At 67.3% G+C, this 22,161-nt stretch carries 18 protein-coding genes; 11 read left to right on the plus strand and 7 right to left on the minus strand.

Annotated elements, in window-relative coordinates; all coding sequences use genetic code 11:
* Positions 1-38 precede the first annotated feature (38 nt).
* Together ACW176_RS04305 and ACW176_RS04310 are read left to right on the plus strand one after the other, a co-directional pair.
* Entirely contained in the window at positions 39-1,346 is a 1,308-nt protein-coding gene (locus tag ACW176_RS04305) for a UDP-glucose dehydrogenase family protein (RefSeq protein ID WP_492111027.1), read from the plus strand.
* Between the two features lies 1 nt (position 1,347).
* Positions 1,348-2,322: an NAD-dependent epimerase/dehydratase family protein gene (locus ACW176_RS04310; protein ID WP_492111028.1), complete on the plus strand. Its 975-nt coding sequence runs from the start codon at positions 1,348-1,350 to the stop codon at positions 2,320-2,322.
* Here ACW176_RS04310 and ACW176_RS04315 read toward each other — a convergent pair.
* The 4 genes from ACW176_RS04315 to ACW176_RS04330 form a co-directional block, all read right to left on the minus strand.
* Positions 2,307-3,221, minus strand: a complete 915-nt coding sequence (locus ACW176_RS04315) for a DMT family transporter (protein WP_492111029.1) — start codon at positions 3,219-3,221, stop codon at positions 2,307-2,309. The two genes, ACW176_RS04310 and ACW176_RS04315, sit on opposite strands and share 16 nt — an antisense overlap.
* The gene (locus ACW176_RS04320; protein ID WP_419319114.1) at positions 3,218-4,120 is read right to left on the minus strand and encodes an SDR family NAD(P)-dependent oxidoreductase; all 903 of its coding nucleotides are present in this window, start codon (positions 4,118-4,120) and stop codon (positions 3,218-3,220) included. Before ACW176_RS04320 ends, ACW176_RS04315 begins: the two co-directional genes overlap by 4 nt.
* Before the next feature lie 82 nt (positions 4,121-4,202).
* On the minus strand, positions 4,203-5,078 hold the full coding sequence (locus ACW176_RS04325) for a WecB/TagA/CpsF family glycosyltransferase (protein ID WP_419319115.1): 876 nt from the start codon (positions 5,076-5,078) through the stop codon (positions 4,203-4,205).
* A 123-nt stretch (positions 5,079-5,201) separates the two neighbouring features.
* Positions 5,202-6,200 (minus strand): NADPH:quinone oxidoreductase family protein, encoded by a 999-nt coding sequence (locus ACW176_RS04330; protein ID WP_419319116.1) that lies wholly within the window; start codon positions 6,198-6,200, stop codon positions 5,202-5,204.
* 69 nt (positions 6,201-6,269) lie between these two features.
* On the opposite strand from ACW176_RS04330, the gene ACW176_RS04335 reads away from it, so the two are divergent.
* On the plus strand, positions 6,270-7,145 hold the full coding sequence (locus ACW176_RS04335) for an isoaspartyl peptidase/L-asparaginase family protein (RefSeq protein WP_492111030.1): 876 nt from the start codon (positions 6,270-6,272) through the stop codon (positions 7,143-7,145).
* A gap of 63 nt (positions 7,146-7,208) precedes the next feature.
* On the plus strand, positions 7,209-8,849 hold the full coding sequence (gene pgm, locus ACW176_RS04340) for a phosphoglucomutase (alpha-D-glucose-1,6-bisphosphate-dependent) (protein ID WP_492111031.1): 1,641 nt from the start codon (positions 7,209-7,211) through the stop codon (positions 8,847-8,849).
* Positions 8,850-8,920: 71 nt separating this feature from the next.
* Here pgm and ACW176_RS04345 read toward each other — a convergent pair whose 3' ends face one another.
* Positions 8,921-9,634: an NAD-dependent deacylase gene (locus ACW176_RS04345; RefSeq protein ID WP_492111032.1), complete on the minus strand. Its 714-nt coding sequence runs from the start codon at positions 9,632-9,634 to the stop codon at positions 8,921-8,923.
* 166 nt (positions 9,635-9,800) lie between these two features.
* Here ACW176_RS04345 and ACW176_RS04350 point away from each other — a divergent pair, with 166 nt between their 5' ends.
* From ACW176_RS04350 to ACW176_RS04360, 3 genes are all read left to right on the plus strand, one after another.
* Positions 9,801-10,928: a ferritin-like domain-containing protein gene (locus tag ACW176_RS04350; RefSeq protein ID WP_492056214.1), complete on the plus strand. Its 1,128-nt coding sequence runs from the start codon at positions 9,801-9,803 to the stop codon at positions 10,926-10,928.
* Positions 10,929-11,014: 86 nt separating this feature from the next.
* Positions 11,015-11,554 (plus strand): lipocalin family protein, encoded by a 540-nt coding sequence (locus tag ACW176_RS04355; RefSeq protein WP_492111033.1) that lies wholly within the window; start codon positions 11,015-11,017, stop codon positions 11,552-11,554.
* A gap of 4 nt (positions 11,555-11,558) precedes the next feature.
* Positions 11,559-12,092 carry a lipocalin family protein gene (locus tag ACW176_RS04360; protein ID WP_492111034.1) on the plus strand — a complete coding sequence of 178 codons (534 nt, stop codon included), beginning with the start codon at positions 11,559-11,561 and terminating at the stop codon, positions 12,090-12,092.
* On the opposite strand, the gene ACW176_RS04365 is transcribed toward ACW176_RS04360, so the two are convergent.
* Positions 12,089-13,135 carry a hypothetical protein gene (locus tag ACW176_RS04365; RefSeq protein ID WP_492111035.1) on the minus strand — a complete coding sequence of 349 codons (1,047 nt, stop codon included), beginning with the start codon at positions 13,133-13,135 and terminating at the stop codon, positions 12,089-12,091. The two genes, ACW176_RS04360 and ACW176_RS04365, sit on opposite strands and share 4 nt — an antisense overlap.
* A gap of 175 nt (positions 13,136-13,310) precedes the next feature.
* Between ACW176_RS04365 and mmcB the strand changes: the two genes are divergently transcribed.
* The gene (mmcB, locus tag ACW176_RS04370; RefSeq protein ID WP_492111036.1) at positions 13,311-13,763 is read left to right on the plus strand and encodes a DNA repair putative endonuclease MmcB; all 453 of its coding nucleotides are present in this window, start codon (positions 13,311-13,313) and stop codon (positions 13,761-13,763) included.
* Positions 13,764-13,821: 58 nt separating this feature from the next.
* Here mmcB and recQ read toward each other — a convergent pair whose 3' ends face one another.
* Positions 13,822-15,666 (minus strand): DNA helicase RecQ, encoded by a 1,845-nt coding sequence (gene recQ / locus ACW176_RS04375; protein ID WP_419319125.1) that lies wholly within the window; start codon positions 15,664-15,666, stop codon positions 13,822-13,824.
* 241 nt (positions 15,667-15,907) lie between these two features.
* Here recQ and ACW176_RS04380 point away from each other — a divergent pair, with 241 nt between their 5' ends.
* The 3 genes from ACW176_RS04380 (at position 15,908) to ACW176_RS04390 (ending at position 22,025) form a co-directional block, all read left to right on the plus strand.
* The gene (locus ACW176_RS04380) at positions 15,908-17,869 is read left to right on the plus strand and encodes a transglycosylase domain-containing protein (RefSeq protein WP_492111037.1); all 1,962 of its coding nucleotides are present in this window, start codon (positions 15,908-15,910) and stop codon (positions 17,867-17,869) included.
* A gap of 167 nt (positions 17,870-18,036) precedes the next feature.
* Positions 18,037-19,656, plus strand: coding sequence for an AbgT family transporter (locus ACW176_RS04385; protein WP_492111038.1), 1,620 nt, complete (start codon positions 18,037-18,039; stop codon positions 19,654-19,656).
* A 749-nt stretch (positions 19,657-20,405) separates the two neighbouring features.
* Positions 20,406-22,025: a long-chain fatty acid--CoA ligase gene (locus ACW176_RS04390; RefSeq protein ID WP_492111039.1), complete on the plus strand. Its 1,620-nt coding sequence runs from the start codon at positions 20,406-20,408 to the stop codon at positions 22,023-22,025.
* Positions 22,026-22,161 lie beyond the last annotated feature (136 nt).

A 22,161-nucleotide genomic window follows, 5' to 3' on the forward strand; every position in this document is an offset into this window, starting at 1 on the left:
GCCCGTCGGGCGATGATCAATCGGATCAGGGTGTTTCGATGCGCGTAGCGATGATTGGCACGGGTTATGTGGGCCTGGTGTCGGGGGCGTGTTTCGCCGATTTCGGTCACGTGGTGACGTGCATCGACAAGGATCCGAGCAAGATCGAAAGGCTGGAGAAGGGCGAGATCCCGATCTTCGAGCCCGGTCTGGATGACCTGGTCGCCCGCAACGTCCGCGAGGGCCGCCTGTTCTTCACCCTGGAAGGCGCCGACGCCATCAGGAACGCCGACGCGGTGTTCATCGCCGTGGGCACCCCGACCCGTCGCGGCGACGGCCATGCCGACCTCTCCTATGTCTACGCCGCCGCCGAGGAGATCGCCGGCCTGATCGACGGCTTCACCGTGATCGTCACCAAGTCGACCGTCCCGGTGGGCACCGGTGACGAGGTCGAGGCGATCATCAAGCGCGTGCGTCCCGACGCCCAGTTCGCGGTGGTCTCCAACCCCGAGTTCCTGCGCGAAGGCGCGGCCATCGAGGACTTCAAGCGTCCCGACCGCGTGGTGGTCGGCACCGAGGACGAGCGCGCCCAGGCCGTGATGCGCGACCTCTATCGCCCGCTGAGCCTGAACGAGACGCCGATCGTCTTCACCGGTCGCCGGACCTCGGAGCTGATCAAGTACGCGGCCAACGCGTTCCTGGCGATGAAGATCACCTTCATCAACGAGATGGCCGACCTGTGCGAGAAGGTCGGGGCCGACGTCCAGCAGGTGGCCAAGGGCATCGGCCTGGACAAGCGCATCGGCGGCAAGTTCCTCAACGCCGGTCCCGGCTATGGCGGATCGTGCTTCCCGAAGGACACCATCGCCCTAGTCCGCACCGCCCAGCAATATGGCGCGCCGGTCAAGCTGATCGAGACCACCGTGGCGGTCAACGACGCCCGCAAGAAGGCCATGGCGACCAAGGTCGCCGACGCCCTCGGCTTGAGTGATCTGACCGGCAAGACGATCGGGGTACTGGGCGTGACCTTTAAGCCCAATACCGACGACATGCGCGACGCCCCCAGCCTCGACATCCTGCCGGCCCTGCAGGCCATGGGGGCGACGGTGCAGGCCTATGATCCCGAAGGCGCCAAGGAAGCGGCGCACATGCTGCCGGGCGTCGACTTCAAGCCCGGCGCCTATGAGGCCGCTGAGGGCGTCGACGCTCTGGTGATCCTGACCGAATGGGACCAGTTCCGGGCCCTGGATCTGGATCGCCTGAAGCTCCTGATGAACAGCCCGGTCGTCGTCGACCTGCGCAATGTCTACAAGCCCAGCGAGATGGTCCGCCACGGCTTCACCTATGCCAGCATCGGACGAGGCTGACATGCCTTCGCCGATCATTGTCACCGGAGCGGCCGGCTTCATCGGCATGCATGTGGCCGAGCGGCTGCTGGATCGCGGCGAGACGGTGGTCGGAGTCGACAACTTCAACACCTATTACGACCCGGCGCTGAAGGCGGCCCGGGCCGCGCGGCTGGAAGGCCGCGACGGCTTCACCATGGTCCGGATGGACATCGCCGAGCACGAGGCCTTGCTGGAGTTGGTCAAGACCTCCGGCGCCAGGCGGGTGGTGCATCTGGCCGCCCAGGCCGGTGTCCGCTACTCGATCGACAATCCGTTCGCCTATGAGCGCTCCAACCTGGCCGGCCATCTGGCGGTGCTGGAAGCCTGTCGTCACTCAGGCGTCGAGCATCTGGTCTATGCCTCGTCGAGCTCGGTGTACGGCGATCGGCCGCTCAACGGCTCGGGCTTCAAGGAGACGGATCCGGCCGAGACGCCGGTGTCGCTCTATGCCGCCACCAAGCGCTCCTGCGAGCTGATCAGCCAGAGCTACGCAGCGCTATATGGCTTTCCCCAGTCGGGCCTGCGGTTCTTTACCGTCTATGGCCCCTGGGGCCGGCCCGACATGGCCTATTACGGCTTCACCGAGAAGATCCTCTCGGGCGAGCCCATCGAGGTCTATGGCGAGGGCGAGATGGCGCGCGACTTCACCTATATCGACGACATCGTCGACGGCATCGTCGGCGTCCTCGACAACCCGCCGGCCCAGGGCGGACACGAGGTCTACAACATCGGCGACAACGATCCGGTCGGGCTGATGGAGATGATCTCCACGCTGGAAGCCGCGCTCGGCGTCGAGGCCGTCAAGATCATGCGGCCTATGCAGCCCGGCGACGTCACCGCCACCTTCGCCAATATCGACAAGCTGCACGCGCTGACCGGCTACCGGCCCAGGGTCAAGTTGGCCGATGGGCTCGCGAAGTTCGTCGAATGGCGGCGGGCCTATTCCGGCGCCTGAACCGTCAAGGCCGCCGCGCGCCTGGACACCTGGTGCTCGCGCCAGGAGATGAACAGGGTTGAGCCCACCACGATGGCCGCGCCGATCAGGGTCGCCGTCTTGGGGACCTCATGGAACAGCAGGAAGCCGACCAGTACGGCGAAGACCAGCCTCGTATAGTCGATCGGGGCCATCACCGCCGCCTCGCCCGCCTGCATGCCCTTGATATAGGCCCCCTGCGTCAGGGTGCCGATCACGCCCATGGCGGCCAGCAGGCCAAGGTCGGGCAGGCTGGGCCAGCGCCAGACGAACAGGGCCGGCGGGATCGAGAACACCAGGCCCAGCACGGCCGCATAGACCAGCAGGGTGAACGGCGAGTGGTCGCGGGTCATCACCTTCATGCCGGTAATGGTCAGGGCAAACAGCAGCGCCGCCGCCAGGGCCGCCGCCTGCGGCCAGCCCAGCCAGCCGCCGGAACCGTCCGCGCCGGGCTGCAGCATGATCAGCACCCCCAGAAACCCGACCACGGCAGCCGAGATCCGCAAGGGTCCGATCGGCTCGCGCAGGATCAGGCCGGCGAACGGCACCAGCCACAGGGTCCGGGTGAAGGACAGGGCGTTGGCGTCGGCCAGCGGCAGTTCCTGATAGGCGTAGAAGCTGAGGATCAGGGCCAGCACCCCGGCGCTGGACCGGAAGATCAGGATGCCCGGCCGGGTGGTGTAGAACGTGCCCCGCCAGTCGCGCGCCATCAGCGGCAGCAGGATGATCACCCCCGCCAGCTGCCGGTAGAAGGTCTGCAGGGCGGCCGGATAGCCCGGGCCCAGATACTTGATCAGGGTGGTCATCGCCGTGAAGCCGACCGCCGAGGCCAGCATCCACAGCGCGCCACGCAGGTTGGGTGTTAGGGCGCTTGCCGTCACCCGGCCGCGCCGCCCTGGGTTCCTTGGGGGGCCATGGCCATCCGCATCTGCTCGGCCTGCTCCGGCGTGATGCCCATGGCCGACAGGATGGGCGAGGGCGCGTTCTTGTCCCAGCTGCTGCGGCCGCCCACCGTGATGCCGCCATCGACCACGATGTGGGTGCCGGTCACGAACTCGGAATCGTCGCTGGCCAGATAGAGGGCGGCGCGGGCGATGTCCTCGGGCAGGCCGGCCTTGGGGATGGGCTGGATCTTGGGACCTACCTCGGCGACGCGGGCGGCCATCTGGTCGGCGACCTCGCGCGGCAGGCCCATCGAGGCCCCGAAGATCGAGGTGGCGATCAGGCCCGGGCAGATGGCGTTGACCCGGATCTTGTCGGGCGACAGCTCGGCCGCCGCGCAGCGGCTCAGATGGATCACGGCGCACTTGGCGGTCGAATAGGCCAGAGGGCCGAAACCCGCCTGCAGGCCGGCGATCGAGGCGGTGTTGATGATCGAGCCGCCGCCGCGCTCCAGCATCAGCGGCACGGCGTACTTCATGCCCAGGGCCGGGCCGCGCACCAGCAGGGCGAAGGTCTGGTCCCAGCCCTCGGCGGTCATGTCGGCGACGCCCAGCGGCGTACCACCGTGGCCGGCGTTGTTGAACAGGATGTCCAGGCCGCCAAAGGCGTCCTTGGCCATGTTCACGGCCTTCGCGATGTCAGCCTCGACAGTGACGTCGCAGCGGGCGAAGCGCACGGTGTCGGGGAAACGCTTCTCCAGCATCGCGCCCTTGTCTTCCTGCATGTCGGCGGCGATGACGCTGGCGCCCTCGGCGACAAACAGTTCGACCGCGCCCAGGCCAATGCCCGAGCAAGCTCCAGTGATGACGGCGACCTTGCCGTTCAGACGTCCAGCCATTGCGTTGTTCCTTCGCGCTCCCGCCCCGACCTCTGATGGATCGGTGATCAGCGATCATACTCGCGGAGGACGAAGGGCTTGGCTAGCCTGGAAAGGCGCTCGCGCCTTCGATCTGGGCGGCGGGCTTGGTCAGGAAGGCCTGGCGCAGGTCGCCCATGGCCGGCCCGATCAGGAACCAGGGCTCGACGCAATAGCGCGAAAAGAGCCGGCGCGGATCGGCCAGCAGGCGAAACAGCCACTCGACGCCGATCTGGCCCATCCAGCGGGGCGCGGCCTTCTGGACGCCGGCCTCGTAGTCAAAGGCGCCGCCGACGGTAAAGTGGGCGCAGGGGCTGGTGATCGCCTTGTGGTTCTCCAGCACCCAGATCTCCTGGCGCGGCATGCCCATGCCGACCAGCAGTATATGGGGCTTGAAGGCGTTGATCTGCTCGACCACCGCCGCGTTTTCGTCGGAGCCGGGGCTGGCGTCGAAATAGCCGTGATGCGTTTCGAGCTGGACGCCCGGATGGTCGGCCAGGATCTTTTCGCTCGCCGCCTCGGCCACGCCCGGCGCGCCGCCGACGAAGAAGACCCGCCAGTTTTCCGCACGGGCCTTGGCCCAGAAGAAGTCGCGCCAGTCGAGATAGGTGCAGCGGTGGAACTGCCGGCTGCTGCGCCCGATCACCCGAGCCCAGGCCAGCAGCGGCGTAGAGTCGACCTCGACCAGATCGGCGACGGTGAAAAAGGCCCGGACCTTGGCGCTCTTGCGGGCCAGGTACAGGCTGTGAAGATTGTGGTTGGCGATGATCGAGGACACGCCCCGGTTCAGCCGCGCTCCGACGAAGTGGAAGACTTCCTCGTGGCGCACCAGGTCCATGGTCTCGCCCAGCAGCTTGACCCGCTCGTTGGCGCGCCGCTTGAGGCGGAACGGTCGGGCGCCTCCCTGCGGGGGCGAAACGGAACGGGCAGTCTGCGACATCTGCGGCTTTCGTGAGAACCGCGTTCAGTCTCGGGGATGGCTCGTAAGCATCCCGATAAATTTCGTCCTTAGCGCCCCTTAACCCTGACGACGCAACGGTCCGCCGTCAGGGCCCGGAGGGTTCTAGTCGTTGGTCACAACCACCTTGCCCATGGCCTTGCGGCTGGCCAGGTGGGCGATGGCGTCGCCGGCCCGCTCCAGCGGGAAGCGCTCGGAAACGTGCGGCTTGATCTTGCCCTCGGCGTAGAGGGCCATCAGTTCTTTGACGTTCTGGGCATGGCCGGCCGGATCGCGGGCCACCGAGGCGCCCCAGAACACGCCCACGATGTCGCACGACTTCAGCAGGGTCAGGTTCAGCGGAATCTTGGCAATGCCCGACGGGAAGCCGATCACCAGGAAGCGACCGTTCCAGCCGGCGGCGCGGATGGTGGCTTCGGAATAGTCACCGCCGACCGCGTCGTAGGCCACGTCCCAGCCATTGGGGCCGCAGGCCTCCTTGATCAGATTGGCCAAGGCCTTCTGGCCGTCCTTGTCGAACGGACCGCGCGGATAGACCACGCCGCTGTCGGCGCCGTGGGCGATGGCCAGATCGACCTTTTCCTGGCTGGAGGCCGCCGCGATGACGCGCGCCCCGGCCGCCTTGCCCAGTTCCACGGCCGCCAGGCCGACGCCGCCGGCCGCGCCCAGCACCAGCAGGGTCTCGCCGGCCTTCAGGCTGCCGCGATCCTTCAGGGCGTAATAGGAGGTGCCGTAGGTCAGGATAAAGGCCGCCGCTTCATCGAAGGGCATGTTGTCGGGGATCTTGGTGCAGCGGGCCTCTTCCAGGGCCAGCTTCTCGGCCATGCCGCCCCAGCCGGTCGAGGCCAGTACGCGGTCGCCGACCTTGAACTTCGTCACGCCCTCGCCGACGGCGGCGATCAGGCCCGAGACCTCGCCGCCCGGCGCGAAGGGACGGGTGGGCTTGAACTGGTACTTGTCCTCGATGATCAGCACGTCGGGATAGTTGACGCCGCAGGCCTTCACATCGATCAGCACCTGACCGGGACCGGCCACGGGATCGGGCAGTTCCGACAATTCCAGGGTTTCGGGGCCGCCGACCACCGTGCTGAGAACCGCCTTCATCTGTCTTCTCCCGTCTTTATTCGTTAAGAGGCCGGACGCTAACGCAGGGCGCGCGACCAAGGAAGCGGAATGTCAAACAAACGTTTTAGTCTCGCCCTGCACGGCGGCGCGGGCTCGGCGCCGGGTCATGACTACGGCGCCGAGATCGCCCACATGGCCGGCCTGGTCGAGGCGGCGCGCGACCGTCTGGCCGCCGGCGCCGGCGCTCTGGACGTCGCGGTCGAGACCGTGGTCGCCTTGGAAGCCAGCGGCCTCTACATCGCCGGCAAGGGCGCCTCGCCCAACGCGGCCGGGGCCTATGAGCTGGACGCCTGCCTGATGGACGGCGCCACCGGCCGCGCAGGCTCGATCGCGGCGCTGCAGGGGTTCGAGAGCCCGATCCTGGCCGCCCGGGCGGTGATGGAGAAGACCCCGCACGTGATGCTGGCCGGCGAAGGCGCCATGGCCTTCGCGCGGTCGCAGGGCCTGAAGGAAATCGTCGATCCGGACAGCTGGTTCACCCACGCCGGGGCCTTCGAGAGCAATCATCCGCCCGATCATCCGACCGGAACCGTCGGCTGCGTAGTGCGAGACGCCGAGGGTCGTTTGGCCGCCGCCACCTCGACGGCCGGCGTCTTCGGCAAGATGCCGGGTCGCATCGGCGACAGCCCGCTGATCGGGGCCGGCGCCTGGGCCGACGACACCGTCGCCGTCTCCTGCACCGGCCAGGGCGAATATTTCATCCGCACGGCCGTGGCGGTGCAGATCGCCCACCGCATGCGCTTTGGCGGCGAGAGCCTGGAGGCCGCGGCGGCCGCCGCCATCGCCGGGGTCGCGGCCCTGGGCGGCGACGGCGGACTGATCAGCATCGACAGGGACGGCAAGGTCGCCATGCCGTTCGCCTCGGACGGCGTCAAACGCGCCGCCCTGCTGCCGGATGGAACAATCTTCAGCGCCGCGTTCTGAAGACAGCCGTCCAGACTCCGCACCGAATTGAACGTTCCACCTTCGATCGATAGGCTTCCCGACATGCATGCACGCGCTGGCCAGCTGGCCCGACCCGAAGACCTGATCGATCTGGCCGCCCTGACCGGCGCCTATTTTGACCTCAAGCCCGACATGTCCAGTCCCGCCCAGCGGGTGGCGTTCGGTACCTCGGGGCACCGGGGCTCCAGCCTCGACGGCGCGTTCAACGAGGCCCACATCCTGGCGATCACCCAGTCGATCGCCGAATACCGCGCCGCGCAGGGGATCACCGGCCCGATCTTCGTGGGCCGCGACACCCACGGCCTGTCGCAGCCCGCCTGGCGCAACGTGATCGAAGTGCTGGTCGCCAACGGGGTCGAGACGCTGATCGACGACCGCGACGGCTTCACCCCGACGCCGGCGGTGTCGCACGCCATCCTGGCCTTCAATCGCGGCAAGACGTCGGGCCTAGCCGACGGCATCCTGATCACCCCGTCGCACAACCCGCCCCGCGATGGCGGCATCAAATATAACCCGCCCTCGGGCGGACCGGCCGACGGCTCGGCTACCTCAGCCATCGCCGCCCGCGCCAACCAGCTGATCGAAGGCGGTCTGGCCGACGTGCGGCGCATGCCGTTCGAGCGGGCGATCGCCGAGGCCAAGCCCTTCGACTTCCTGGGCCGCTATGTCGACGACCTCCCGAGCGTGCTGGACCTCGACATCATCCGCAGCGCCGGCGTGAAGATCGGCGCCGATCCGCTGGGCGGGGCCAGCGTCGGCTATTGGGGCGAGATCGCCACGCGTCACCGCCTGGACCTGACCGTGGTCAATCCGACGGTCGATCCGCGCTGGGCCTTCATGCCGCTGGATACCGACGGCAAGATCCGCATGGACTGCTCGTCGCCGGCCGCCATGGCCAATCTCATCAAGGCGATGGCCGGCGGAGCCGGCTACGACGTGGCCACCGGCAATGACGCCGACGCCGACCGCCACGGCATCGTCACCCCCGACGGCGGGCTGATGAACCCCAACCACTTCCTGGCCGCCTCGATCGCCTATCTGTTCAGCCATCGCGAGGGCTGGGGCCCGGACGTGGCCGTGGGCAAGACCCTGGTGTCGTCCTCGATGATCGACCGCGTGGTCGCCGGCCTTGGCCGGACGCTTCTCGAAGTGCCGGTCGGCTTCAAGCATTTCGTGCCCGGCCTGCTGGACGGCAGCGTCGGCTTCGGCGGCGAGGAATCGGCCGGCGCCGCTTTCCTGCGCCGCGACGGCACGGTGTGGACGACGGACAAGGACGGCCTGCTGCTGGCCCTGCTGGCCGCCGAGATCCAGGGCCGCACGGGTCGCAGCGCCAGCCAGCTGTATGACGATCTGGCCGAAAAATATGGCCGCCCTTCCTATGCCCGCATCGACGCCCCGGCCGACCGCGCGCAGAAGGCGCGGCTGGGCGCGCTGAGCCCGTCCGACGTCACGGCCACCAGCCTGGCCGACGAGCCGATCACCGCCACCCTGACCACTGCGCCGGGCAATGGCGAGGCCATCGGCGGGCTGAAGGTGGTGACGCAGAACGCCTGGTTCGCGGCGCGGCCGTCGGGGACTGAGGACGTCTACAAGATCTATGCAGAGTCGTTTCTGGGGGACGAGCATCTGAAGCAGGTGCAAGCCGAGGCGCGCGAAGTGGTGGCCGGGGCCTTGAAGGGCTGATCCGGCAGCGCCCTTCCACCCGCCGAGTGGCCGGAAGTCGGGCGTGCCAGACCTGCTCTCAAAGAGCTCCCTCAATCCCCGAGCAGCTCGCTCACCCATTGGCCCACCTTCTCCGTCGCCGGCCCGTAGATCCGCCTGTCGAAGGCATGGGCATTGTCCGACCGCGCCACATTGATCTCGCAGGTCGCGATCCCCAGGGCCCGCGCCTCGGCCACGAAGCCGGCGGCGGGATAGACCGAGCCGGACGTGCCGATGGCCACGAACAGGTCGGCCTCTTCCAGCGCCTGGTTGATCTGGTCCATGAACATCGGCAATTCGCCAAACCACACCACGTCCGGCCGGGTGGCGCCGACCGTTCCGCATTCCGGGCAGACCTGGCGGGCGGTCAGCGGACCCCGGTCGATCCAGTCGCCGGAACACTGGGTGCAGCGGGTGGCGGTCAGCCGGCCATGCATGTGCACGACCCGCTTGCTGCCGGCCTTTTCGTGCAGGTCGTCGACATTCTGGGTGCAGAGGAAGACCCAGCCGCCCAGGGCGGTCATTTCGCGCTCCAGCCGGGCCAGGGCGATGTGGGCGCGGTTGGGGGCGGCGATCTCCAGGATCTTGCGGCGGGCCGAATAGAAGTCGCGCACCCGGCCCGGGTCGCGGGCGAAGCCTTCCGGCGTAGCCAGCTGGGCCAGGTCGTTCTGGGTCCACAGGCCGTCGGAATCGCGAAAGGTCTTCAGACCGCTCTCGGCCGAGACGCCTGCGCCGGTCAGGATAAAGATGTTCAGCGGCTGGACCATTTCACCTTCCGTCGTCTGGACGATCGCCGGCCTGATCGCTTCTGAAGCGAACCTGACGCGTCCGTCATTTTTAATTTGACCCGTCCGCGAGATTGAGTTGACAGTGTTTAGATCGTTGGAGGCTGGCGCAAGACCCGCCCCGACCCAGGCCACCGGAGGAGCCCCCATGACGGACAAGAACATCACCAAGGACGCCATGTACGACGCGGTGGCGCCGGACGACTTCGAGTCGATGCTCGAACTTGACCGCTACAACAACCGCTCCACGGCCTTCGACAAGATCATTTCGGCGACCCACGACCACTTCTGGGATCCGCTCGACAAGGCCTATATCGATTTCGACGTGCCGTTCGACATGGAGAACCAGGCCCTGGTGCCCGAGGATCTCGTGATCGCCCTGTCGACCGACTATGTCTCCAATCACCTCAGCGATCCCAAGACCCGCATCCGCTTCATCAACCAGTCGGTGCTGCGCAGCTTCTCGTCGATCCTGCACGGCGAGCAGGGCGCGCTGAACCTGTCGGCCTCGCTGTGCCACGTTCTGAAGGACCAGGGCGCGCAGGAATACGCCGCCAACCAGACCCGCGAAGAGGCCCGCCACGTCACGGCCTTCGCCAAATACATCAAGGCCCGTTGGGGCCGGCCGGTCGAGTGCGGCCCGGCCCTGAAGACCCTGCTGGTCGAGATCATCGGCGCGCCGGAAGTCTACAAGAAGATCATCGGCATGCAGATGCTGGTCGAGGGCCTGGCCATGGGCGCCTTCGCCACCTTCTACAACCAGATCAATGATCCGGTCGGCAAGAAGATGCTGCAGCTGGTGATGACCGACGAGGCCTTCCACCACAAGTTCGGCAAGATCTGGGCTGACCGCACCGTGCCCAAGCTGTCGCCCGAGGAACACGCCATCATCGAGGACTGGGCGGCGCACTGCTTCCAGACCCTGCTGTTCAACCTCGTCTCGCCGCACCAGCAGATGGATCTCTATGCCGAGTTCGGCCTGGATCCCGACAAGGTGGTCGAGGAGTACGGGAAGATCATGACCGACGACGTGCGTCGCGAGGCCATGAAGGAGCAGACCAACATCTTCCGCGTGCTGGTCAAGACCCTGCTGAACGCCGGCATCATCACTGACCGCACCAAGGCCTTCTACGCGATGTATGTCGACATCGAGGAGCTGCGGGGCGAAGGCGACCGCACGGTCGGCGACGACATCGCCGAGGAGGGCATTCGCCACCTGCAGGCCATCAACTTCCGCGATCGTCCGGCCGGCGCGATCGGCATCGCCGCCGAATAGGCTTTCGATCAAGCCAAACAGGCCGCTCGCCCGGAACAAGGGCGGGCGGTTTGCGTTTGAGTGGCCTTGTTGGCAAGGTTTTCTCCATGCGCAGTCTGAACCTGATCTCCGCTGGCGGACTCGCCTGCGCCCTCGGTGTTGCTGGAATGGCGGGTTCGGCCCACGCCGCCGCCAAGCCTCCGGCCAAGGCCGTCTCGGCCGAGTTCTATTCGGGCCAATGGTTCGAGATCGCCCGCACGCCCAATTCCGGCCAGCGCGACTGCGAGGCGGCCTCAACCCAGTTCACCAGCACCGGGGTCAGCAGCTTCAAGGTCGTGCAGACCTGTCGCAGGGGCTCGCCCACCGGCGCGGCCAAAACCTTCAACACCAGCGGCAAGATCGTCGCAGACACCTTCAACGCCAAGTTCTCGATGAGCTTCCTGGGCGGCCTGAAAACTCAGGAATACTGGGTGCTGGACCGGGCCGACGACCAGTCATGGGCGATCATGGCGACGCCGGGGGGCAACTATGTGTGGCTGCTGTCGCGCCAGGCGGACATGCCTTCGGACGTCCGGGCGTCAGCCCTGTCGCGGGTGAGGGCGCTGGGCTACGCCAAACTCGAATTCCCCGCCCATCCGGACGTCTGATCGCATGAAACCCTGGACCCTCACCCTGACCCTGCCTCTGCTGCTGGCCGCCTGCGTGGCGGGGCCCAGCGGCAATCCCAGCCCGCCCCAGCCGGCCAAAGCCGTGGAACTGGATCGCTATCTGGGCCTCTGGTACGAGGTCGCCCGCTACGACATGCGGTTCGAGAAGGGCTGCGAAGGCGTCACCGCCGAGTATTCCAAACGCCCCGATGGCCTGATCCGGGTGCTCAACACCTGCCGCCAGGGCGCGGTAGACGGTCCGGTCAAGACCAGCGAGGGCCGGGCCAAGGTTGTCGATGCGGCGACCAACGCCAAGCTGCAGGTCTCGTTCTTCGGCCCGTTCTGGGGTGACTACTGGGTCATGGACCATGCCGACGACTACAGCTGGAGCATCGTCGGCGAGGGCTCGGGCAAGTATCTCTGGCTGCTGACCCGCAAGCCCCCGACCGGCCTGGAGCGCGAGGCCCTGACCGCCCGGGCCAAGGCCATGGGCTATGACGTCTCGATGCTGCGGCCGACCCTGCAACCGGCGCCCTAAGGGCGCTTGCCCGGCCAGGTGAGATAGCCGTTGGCGTCGCGGCCGGCATAGCGGACCTCAGGCGGCGGCGGGGTCCGCGACGGCGGCGCCTCATAGGGCCGGGCGTACGGATATTCGACATAGGCCGGAATCGGCGCGGCGCGAGGGGGCTCCCACTGATCGACCCAGGCAGGCGCCAGGCTGTCGGCCTCAACTGGGATGGCCACGGGCCGGTGTGGGGCCTGGCCTGTGGCGCCGGTCGCGGCGACGGCAGACATCTCGATGGGCGACGAAACCATTGGCGGTGGAGGAGCGGGCGGCAGATCTATCCGGGCGACCGCGCGCACCGGCTCGATCGGCTCCAAGGATGGAGGCGGCGTGACTGCCTGAGGCGGCATCACACTCCGGCTCTCGGCCAGGACCGGACGCTCCATGGGGCGCGAGGGCGACGTGAACCTGTCCAGCCCACGATCGAACTGATGCAGGCAGACATCCGTCGCGGTGGCGACCATGGCCTTCAGACCCGCGGCCTGATCTCTCAGAAGGTCATCGCGGGTGGGTGAGCCGGACTTAGGTGACTTCCAGCCGCACAGTTCGGCGTGGACCACCGCCTTGGTCTGCACGTCGATAATCTGCATTTGGGCGTTGTAGAAAACTGAATAGTGCGCCCAGTCGAGCGCGTAATAGAGGTGTCCCCAACTGGTGGTCTGCACGGTCAGAACGTAGCGGGCGCCATCTCCAGCGGCGGCCACAGTCGCCGGCTTTTTGACATTGGTGAGGATTGGCTGCGCGGCGCGGCGCGCCATTCGCCGTTCAGCAAGATTCTGGGCCAGATCGCGCGCCAGATCCGCCGATGGATCGGGTACGCCGTTTTTTTTGATGAGTTCAGCGCCCGTGGCGTACATTACGGCGGCGCCAAGCAACCCGCCGATCAGCCCTACTTTCGCAGGCGTCATCGCGAAAAAGCTCGGTGTTTCACCGTGAGCGTAGGCGACGATCTCTGGTTCGGACACGACCTGGGCATGAGAGGCGCCGGCGGACGACACGAAGATCGTCGCAGCCATGACCGTCAGAACAAAAGACTTCCCCACCAGACCACCTCACGCCCCACTTGATACGTCCGGGCTATTGCGCCGAAAGGTTGTGGTCAAAGCGGCGCCCTTCAATAGGGAACCCGGCTCGCCCGGCGCGATGCTATTTAACCTTGATACGCGAACAAAGATGGAACAGGATCAAGCCATGGACGTCGTGATCGACCTGCGCCCATCGCGGCCCGAGACCACCGACGCGGTCACCCGGGGGGCCGCGCGGTTCCTTGTGTCGCTGGGCTATGCGCCCTTGGCCGAGGTGACCTTGCCCAACGGGCGGCGGGCCGACCTGATGGCCCTGGGACCCAAGGGCGACATCCTGATCGTCGAGGTCAAGTCGGGGCTGGAAGACTTCCGCATCGACCGCAAATGGCCAGAGTATGCGCCCTATTGCGACGCCTTCTATTTCGCGGTCGCCCCGCATTTTCCGGACGGCATCCTGCCCGAGGAACCGGGGATGATCGTGGCCGACGCCTTTGGCGGCGCCGTGATCCGCGAGGCGCCGGTCGCGCCGCTGGCGCCGGCCCGGCGCAAGGCCCTGACCCTGGCCTTCGCGCGGCTGGGAGCGATGCGGGCCTCTGGCGTCAAGGCCGACCAGCTCTAGCTTTCTGTTTTCGCATCGTCTTTGCGGAAAACCGGCATCCACTTTTCCGCACGACGCTCTAGTTCTCGCGAACCACCTTCAGCACTGCCTCGCCATAGCGGTCCAGCTTGCCCTGCCCCACGCCGCCGGCCTTGGCGAGGCCCGGCAGGCTGGACGGACGCGCGGCGGCGATCTCGGCCAGGGTGGCGTCGTGGAAGATCACATAGGGTGGCACATGCTGGGACTGGGCCTGTTCACGGCGCCAGGACCGCAGGGCCTCGAACAGCGCCTGATCTTCCACGGGCACCGTCAGGGCCTTGCCCTCGCGGCGCTTGCGCGGCGCGCCGGAGCGGGTGGTCGGATCGGACGCCTCCACCTGCTGACGCAGGCTGACCTTGCGCTCGCCGCGATAGACGGCCTTGACGCCCTCGACCTCGCCAAGGCCGATCAGGGGGCGGCCATCATTGGGGTCTTCGCGCAGCAGGCCCTCGAATACCAGGGTGTCGAGCAGGTCGCGCCAGGTGACCGGGCTGAACTCGCGGCCGATGCCGAAGGTCGACATCTGGGCCTCCTGCGGGGTGACGTCCTTGGTCTTGCCCAGCAGGTGATCGATCAGGCGACCCCGCCCGAAGCGTCCGCCCAGGCGATGGGCGGCCGACAGCGCCTTCTGGGCCGCCTGTGTGGCGTCGATCCCCTGGGGCGGCGAGGTGCAGATGTCGCAGACACCGCAGACGGCCACGCCCTCCTCGCCGAAATAGCGGCGCACGGCGGCGGCGCGGCAGGTGGTTCCCTCCAGCATCGCGTAGAACTGCCGCAGCTTGCGGGTCTGGACCTGTCGGACCTCGTCGGGGGCCTCGCGCGCCTCGATGCGTTTGCCGGCCCAGGCCAGATCGGCCGAGCCATACAGGGTGATGCCCTCGGCCGGCTGGCCGTCGCGCCCGGCCCGGCCGATCTCCTGCCAGTAGGCCTCGATGGCGGCGGGCGGATCGGCGTGGATCACGAAGCGGACGTCGGGCTTGTCGACGCCCATGCCGAAGGCGATCGTCGCCACCATCACCGCCGCGTCGGCCTCGAGGAACTCCTCCAGCCGGCGGGCGCGGACGTTCTTGTCGAGGCCGGCATGATAGGCCAGCGCGGGAACGCCCTGGGCGATCAGCTTCTCGGCCAGTTTCTCGGTGGAATCGCGGCTGCCGGCATAGACGACCCCGGCCCGGCCCGGGCGTTCCAGCACCAGCTCGACCACCCGGTCATGACCCTTGCCGCGCTTACGCTCGGCGTTCAGGGCCAGTTCGGGGCGGGCGAAGCTGTCGACAAACTCCGCAGCCCCTTCGAGGCGAAGTTCGGCGCGGATGTCGTCGCGGGTCCGGGCGTCGGCGGTGGCGGTGACGGCCAGGCGCGGGACGTTGGGGAAGACCTCGGCGATGCGACCCAGCATCCGGTACTCCGGACGGAAGTCGTGGCCCCACTGGCTGACGCAGTGGGCCTCGTCGACAGCGACCAGGGCCAGGTTCAGGCGCGACAGCCGGTCCAGCATCGACGGCTGCATCAGGCCCTCGGGCGACAGATACAGCAGATCCAGCTGGCCCTCGTCGATGCGTCGCCAGATGTCGGCGCGCTCGCCGGGCAGGGTGTTGCTGTCCAGCCGCTCGGCCGCGACGCCCGCCTGCTGCAGACCGGCGACCTGGTCGGCCATCAGGGCGATCAGCGGCGAGACCACCAAACCCAGGCCCGGCCGGATCAGGGCGGGGATCTGGTAGCACAGGCTCTTGCCGCCGCCGGTCGGCAGCACGGCCATAGCGCTGCGGCCGGCCAGCAGCTCGCCGATCACCCCGGCCTGCAGACCTCTGAAGTCAGCATGGCCGAACGTCCTGCGCAGGACGTCACGGGCGGTGTCGAGGGGGGCGGAATCAACGATCGTGGGCACGGCGGACTTGTGACAGCGGGGATGCGCAGCGCCAAGGCATTCCTGGCGCGCCGGTGGATTTCAGAACACATCACTCAACTTGAAATGGCAATACCGCGACTGCGCCGCCGCGCCACAACAGCGCCGTGTTCAGCGTTCACCTCTCGTCAATCTTGTCGCGCGTTTTGTGGGCTTCGGTTAAACGGGACGCTGACGCGCGCTCCCTCACACCCTTTTGGCGCACCGTGGGATAAGAGACGACATGGCCAACGGCACCTTCGGCGGGAACAGACCGGCGAAGCCCCAACGTACGCCGCTGCAAGCCGCGCTCTATTGGGGCACGGTCGTCGGCGTCTGGGGCTTGATCTTCATCGTCGCCTTCTTCGCCGTGTTCGCCAGCGATCTGCCCGACACGTCCAAGCTCTATGACGTCAAGCGCCAGCCCTCGATCAACTATCTGGATCGCTCGGGCGCCCTTCTGGCGGTGCGCGGCAGCCAGTACGCCCCGCCGGTCGATATCGACGCCCTGCCCAAATATGTCCCGGCCGCCTTTGTGGCCATCGAGGACCGCCAGTTCTATCGCCATTTCGGGTTCAATCCCTGGGGCATCCTGCGCTCGGTCGCCTGGAACATGACCCATGACGGCCCCCAGCGCGGCGGCTCGACCATCACCCAGCAGCTGGCCCGCAACCTGTTCCTCAGCCCGGCCCAAAACTATCGCCGCAAGGCCCAGGAGCTGATCCTGGCCGTCTGGCTGGAGCTGAAGTTCAGCAAGAAGCAGATCCTGGCCCTCTATATGAACCGGGTCTATTTCGGGGCCGGCGCCTATGGCATCGAGGCTGCCTCGCAGCGCTATTTCAACAAGCCCGCCAATCAGCTGACCATCGGCGAGAGCGCCCTGCTGGCCGGCATGATGAAGGGCCCGGCGCGCTATTCGCCGGTCAGCGCCAGCGAACGCGCCGCCCGCCGCGCCACCGTCGTGCTGGACGAGATGGTGCGCATCAAGGCCATCACCGCCGAGGAGCGCGACGAGGCCTTCAAGACCCCCGTGCAGGTCTCGGCCACCCTGGCCAACCAGCGGGCCCAGTATTTCACCGACTATATCGACGGTCAGGTGCGCTCGCTGGTCGGCGAACCCACCGAGGACCTGGTGGTCGAAACCACCCTGGACCTTCCCATCCAGGTGGCCGCCGAGCGCTCCGTGAAGCTGGGCGTCGAGGGTCATATCAAGCAGGGCGTCGAACAGGCGGCCCTGGTGGCCATCGACGGCGAGGGCCGCATCCGCGCCTATGTCGGCGGGGCCGACTATGGCGAAACCCAGTTCGACCGCGCCACCACCGCCCGCCGCCAGGCCGGCAGCGCCTTCAAGCCGTTCGTCTATCTGACGGCGATGGAGCAGGGCCGTACGCCCAATGTCATGGTGGTCGACGAGCCTGTGAAGATCGGAAACTGGGAGCCCAAGAACTACACCAACAAGTATCTGGGCCCGATGACCCTGCAGACCGCCCTGGCCCAGTCGATCAATACGATCGCCGCGCGCCTGGCCAATGAGGTCGGCACCAGCAATGTGGCCAACACCGCCCGTCGCCTGGGCATCACCAGCAAGATCCAGCTGGACCCCTCGATGGCCCTGGGCGCCGTCGAGGTCTCGCCGATGGAAATGGCCCAGGCCTATGCCCCGTTCTCGAACGGCGGCTTCCTGGCCAAGGGCTACGGCATCGAGCGCATCCGCACAGCCAGCGGCAAGGTGCTGTACGACCACGGCGTCGAAAAGACCTCGCGTCCGGCCGTGATCGGCTCGCCGGGCCTGCAGTACATGAACCAGATGATGCGCCAGGTCGTGACCGCCGGCACCGGAACCCGCGCCAGGGTCGCCAGCTATGATGTCGCCGGCAAGACCGGCACCACCAGCGACTACCGCGACGCCTGGTTCGTCGGCTATTCCGGCGGCTTCGTCGCCGCCGTCTGGACCGGCAAGGACGACAATACCCCGATGAAGCGGGTGACCGGCGGCGGCGCGCCGGCCGAGATCTGGCGCAACTTCATGGCCGCCGCCCTGCCGCGCCTCAAGTCCACACCGATCCCGGGCGGGGTCATCGAACCGCCGCCGGTGGTGGGCGAAGACCCGATCGGCGACCTGATCGATCCGTCCGCGACGCCGGACGGCCCCGGCGCCGAGGTCCCGGCGTCGACCACCCCGGCGGCGGACAACCTGCCCTATTGACGGCGCTTGGGCGCCTGGCGGCCTTGCCCGCCCGGCGCCCGGCCCCGCTCAGCGGCAAATGGCGAAAACAGGCGGGCCGGTGTCGTCGGGCCCTTTACGCTGCGCGCCAAGCCCGTTAGCGGTGAAGCTTGAGGGATGGGGGTCTCTTAGAGCCAGGCCAAACCTGTATGAGCGCGACGCAGACTTCGGATCCGACGCCCAACGCCCGACAAAAGGGCTTTCTGGGCGCCGTCGAGCGACTGGGCAATCTGCTGCCCGAGCCCGTCATGATCTTCGTGTGGTTGATCCTGGGGCTGATGGCCCTGTCGGCCCTTGGCCAGGCCCTGGGCTGGTCGGCCTCGATCACCTATGGCGGCGAAGAGGCCCCTCAGTTTGGCGAGCTGGAAAACGGCGTCCTGACCTATGCGGCCAGCAGCCTGTTCTCCGAGGCCAATCTGGCCCGACTGTTCACCGAAATGCCCAAGACCCTGACCAGCTTCGCGCCGCTGGGCCTGGTGCTGGTGGTGATCCTGGGCGCGGCGGTGGCCGAACGCTCGGGCCTGTTCAGCGCCCTGATCCGGGCCAGCCTGCGCGAGGCCCCCAAGGTGATCCTCACCCCGCTGGTGGTGGTGATCGGCATGGTCTCGCACCACGCCTCGGACGCCGCCTATGTGGTGTTCATTCCGCTGGCGGGCCTGCTGTTCGCGGCCGTGGGCCGCCATCCCCTGGCCGGCATCGCGGCCGGCTTTGCGGCCGTGTCGGGTGGCTTCGCCGGCAATCTGACCCCGGGCCAGTTCGATGTGGTGCTGTTTGGCTTCACCCAGGAAGCAGCCCGGATCATCGACCCGACCTGGACCATGAACCCGCTGGGCAACTGGTGGTACATCCTGGCCATCGTCTTCGTCTTCACGCCCATCGCCTGGTTCCTGACCGACCGGGTGATCGAACCGCGCCTGGGCCCCTGGGGCGGCCAGGCCGATGACGGTCTCAAGGCCGAACTGGCCAAGTCGGCGGTGACTCCGCAGGAGAAGCGCGGCCTGAAGCTGGCGGGTCTGGCGGCCCTGGCCGTGGTGGCCCTGTTTGCGGCCCTGACCCTGATCCCCGGCTTCACCCCGCTAATCGACGAGACCAAGACCGGGCCGGCCCAGCTGACCCCGTTCTACAGCGCCCTGATCGCCGGCTTCATGCTGCTGTTCCTGTCCTGTGGCGTGGCGTTCGGCATCGGGGTCGGAACGGTGCGTTCGGACAAGGACGTCGTGAACATGATGGCCGACGGGGTGCGTTCCGTGGCCCCCTATATCGTCTTCGCCTTCTTCGCCGCCCATTTCGTGGCGATGTTCAACTGGTCGCGTCTGGGCCCCATCGCCGCCATCCACGGGGCCGAGGCCCTGAAGGCCATGAACCTGCCGGCCCCGCTGCTGCTGGTCAGCGTGCTGGGCTTCTCGTCGGTGCTGGACCTCTTCATCGGCTCGGCCTCGGCCAAGTGGAGCGCCCTGGCCCCGGTGGTGGTGCCGATGTTCATGCTGCTGGGCATCTCGCCGGAAATGACCACCGCCGCCTATCGGATGGGCGACAGCTTCACCAATCTGATGACCCCGCTGATGAGCTATTTCCCGCTCGTCTTGGCCATGACCCGGCGCTGGGACGCCAATATGGGGGTCGGGTCGCTGCTGGCCCTGATGCTGCCCTACGCCCTGGCCTTCATGGTCGCAGGCGTCGCCATGACCCTGGCCTGGGTGGCCTTCGACTGGCCACTGGGGCCGGGCGCCCAGGTGCATTACACCCCGCCCGGCGGGCTGTTGAAGTAGGAGCGAGGGCGCACGGCTTTACCGCTTCACGCGGTGGCCGCTGAAGGTGTGGGAAGGGTCGCGGAGCGTCCGGGCCTCGCCCGGAGGATGGGATAGTTGAATACCGTTTCGACGAAGACAGACGCTCCGCGTGATCGTTATCCCTCTGGCCGGGGCGCGCAGGCCTGTTCAGCCTTTTGCCCCACCCGGGTTTCATCCTCCTCGCGACGGACCCAGCCTTGGGCTGCAGCCGCGCCGATTCCGGAGGAACCCGGAGCGAACCTTCGGACGGGCGGAGGCCTTGGCTAGCCCCCGATGGGCGGGTTTACGTCACCCGCCCTCACTTTAACCGGCCGCTCGGGCATACGCCCGAACGGTGGCCCGCTCGATCACCCCTGACAGCCGCAACGGTCGCCGTACGTGCGCCCTTCCCGTGCTGTCAGGTGAGATTGATTATGCAGGCGGTTTCAGCGCGTCTGACGGGCGCGATCAAAGTTTTTGCAAGTTGCTGATCTGGCTGGGGTCTCGTCTGAAAAGAACGGGGATTGAGGGCGCTGTATCCCCATAGTCGCCGGTCCGGGAGAGGCGGCGCGCGGCGCCCCCTTCCCCAAACCTTGCGCGACGCCCCAGAGCGTTATTCGGCGAAGCGGATACCGGTTCGCCGCCGAAATAACGCGTCAAAACAAGAATCTAGGGCAAACGACATGATTCAATCATGGCGACCTTTGCTCTAGGCTGATCCCAACAACACATCTAAGGGAGCGCCGCGCATGTTACCGGGCCTGATGCAGACCACCCCGCTGATGATCAGCGGCATCCTGACCTATGCGCAGCAGGCCCATGGCGCGCGCGAGATCGTCTCCAAGCTGATCGACGAGCCGGTCTGGCGCTATGACTATGCGGGCCTTGGCCGCCGTTCGGCCCAACTGGCTCACGCGCTCAAGCGCCTGGGCGTTGCGCCCGGCGACCGGGTGACCTCCCTGGCGTGGAACACCCACCGGCATCTGGAGCTGTTCTACGCCGCGCCGGGCATCGGGGCGGTGCTGCACACCGCCAACCCCCGGCTGTTCGACGAGCAGATCGTTTACACGATCAATCACGCGCAAAGCGCGGTGCTGTTCTTTGACCGCAACTTCCAGGCCCTGGTCGAGCGCATCGCCCCACAGCTGACCACGGTGAAGACCTTCGTGATGCTGTCGGACCCCGAGCGGACGATCCCCGGCTCGGTGGGCGCGATCTCCTACGAGACCCTGATCGCCGGTGAGGCCGACACGATCGCCTGGCCCAGCTTCGACGAGAACGCCGGGGCCTTTCTCTGTTACACCTCGGGCACGACCGGCGATCCCAAGGGGGTGCTGTATTCGCATCGGGCCGTGGTGCTGCACGCCATGGCCGGAGGCCTCAACAGCGCCTTTGGCTTCACCGCCTTCGATGTGGTGATGCCCTGTTCCAGCCTCTATCACGCCACCGCCTGGGGCCTGCCGTTCAGCGCCCCGATCTGCGGGACCAAGCTGGTCCTGCCCGCCGACAAGATGGACGGGGCCTCGCTTCACGCCCTGATCGAGGGCGAGGGCGTCACCTTCACCGGCGGCGTGCCGACCATCTGGACCATGTATCTCGACTGGCTGGAAAAGAACGGCGAAAGCCCGACCACGCTGAAGCGGGTGGTGATCGGCGGCAGCGCGGTGCCGCGGGCCATGGCCGAGACCTTCAAGCGGCTCTATGGCGTTTCGGTGCTGCAGATCTGGGGCATGACCGAAACCTGCCCGATCGGGGTTGTCGCCACGCCCACGCCTTCCCTGGCCGCCTTGGGTGAAGAGGCCATGGACGAGGCCATCTGGACCCGTCAGGGCCGGCTGCAGTTCGGCATCGAGCTGAAGGTCGAGGCCGATGACGGCTCGGACGCCCCCCGCGACGGCGAGACCTCCGGCGCGCTGAAGGTGCGCGGCCCCTGGGTGGTGAAGCGCTATTTCCGTCTGGAAGCCGACGCCGCCCAGGACGACGGCTGGTTCGACACCGGCGACATCGCCACCCTCGACCAGCACGGCTTCATGCGCATCACCGACCGCCAGAAGGACGTGATCAAGTCAGGCGGCGAGTGGATCAGCTCGATCGATCTGGAGAACGTGGCTGTCGGCTGCCCCGGCGTGAAGATCGCCGCCGTGATCGGCGTGCCGCATCCAAAGTGGGAGGAGCGGCCGCTGCTGGTGATCGAGGCGCACGAGGGGGCGAGCGTGACCAAGGCCGAGGTGCTCGACTATCTGGCCCCGCGCATCGTCAAATGGTGGACGCCCGACGATGTGGTGTTCGCGGCGGTGCCGCTGACGGCGACAGGCAAGATCGACAAGAAGGTGCTGCGGACAGCGTGGCGCGAGCACCTGATCGGCTGACGGACGCGCCGGCGCGGAACGGGTCCGCCGCAGGCCATGGGGTGAAAAATGGCCGCACAGGCCAGGTTCTATCGGGGCTGAGAGAAAGCCTTGCCTTGCCTATCGCCCCCCCGGGGCGTAACGGGTCGCTTCCCGC

It is taken from the genome of Caulobacter sp. FV1ye13L, assembly GCF_058681155.1.

What these genes read in the sequence shown, in the direction of transcription:
- ACW176_RS04385 (WP_492111038.1), top strand. Translation starts at nt 18,037, where the DNA reads ATGAGCGCGACGCAGACTTCGGATCCGACGCCCAACGCCCGACAAAAG.
- ACW176_RS04365 (WP_492111035.1), bottom strand. Translation starts at nt 13,135, where the DNA reads ATGGCTGCGACGATCTTCGTGTCGTCCGCCGGCGCCTCTCATGCCCAG.
- ACW176_RS04310 (WP_492111028.1), top strand. Translation starts at nt 1,348, where the DNA reads ATGCCTTCGCCGATCATTGTCACCGGAGCGGCCGGCTTCATCGGCATG.
- ACW176_RS04350 (WP_492056214.1), top strand. Translation starts at nt 9,801, where the DNA reads ATGACGGACAAGAACATCACCAAGGACGCCATGTACGACGCGGTGGCG.
- ACW176_RS04320 (WP_419319114.1), bottom strand. Translation starts at nt 4,120, where the DNA reads ATGGCTGGACGTCTGAACGGCAAGGTCGCCGTCATCACTGGAGCTTGC.
- pgm (WP_492111031.1), top strand. Translation starts at nt 7,209, where the DNA reads ATGCATGCACGCGCTGGCCAGCTGGCCCGACCCGAAGACCTGATCGAT.
- ACW176_RS04335 (WP_492111030.1), top strand. Translation starts at nt 6,270, where the DNA reads ATGTCAAACAAACGTTTTAGTCTCGCCCTGCACGGCGGCGCGGGCTCG.
- mmcB (WP_492111036.1), top strand. Translation starts at nt 13,311, where the DNA reads ATGGACGTCGTGATCGACCTGCGCCCATCGCGGCCCGAGACCACCGAC.
- ACW176_RS04355 (WP_492111033.1), top strand. Translation starts at nt 11,015, where the DNA reads ATGCGCAGTCTGAACCTGATCTCCGCTGGCGGACTCGCCTGCGCCCTC.
- ACW176_RS04305 (WP_492111027.1), top strand. Translation starts at nt 39, where the DNA reads ATGCGCGTAGCGATGATTGGCACGGGTTATGTGGGCCTGGTGTCGGGG.
- ACW176_RS04390 (WP_492111039.1), top strand. Translation starts at nt 20,406, where the DNA reads ATGTTACCGGGCCTGATGCAGACCACCCCGCTGATGATCAGCGGCATC.
- ACW176_RS04330 (WP_419319116.1), bottom strand. Translation starts at nt 6,200, where the DNA reads ATGAAGGCGGTTCTCAGCACGGTGGTCGGCGGCCCCGAAACCCTGGAA.
- ACW176_RS04380 (WP_492111037.1), top strand. Translation starts at nt 15,908, where the DNA reads ATGGCCAACGGCACCTTCGGCGGGAACAGACCGGCGAAGCCCCAACGT.
- ACW176_RS04360 (WP_492111034.1), top strand. Translation starts at nt 11,559, where the DNA reads ATGAAACCCTGGACCCTCACCCTGACCCTGCCTCTGCTGCTGGCCGCC.
- ACW176_RS04345 (WP_492111032.1), bottom strand. Translation starts at nt 9,634, where the DNA reads ATGGTCCAGCCGCTGAACATCTTTATCCTGACCGGCGCAGGCGTCTCG.
- ACW176_RS04325 (WP_419319115.1), bottom strand. Translation starts at nt 5,078, where the DNA reads ATGTCGCAGACTGCCCGTTCCGTTTCGCCCCCGCAGGGAGGCGCCCGA.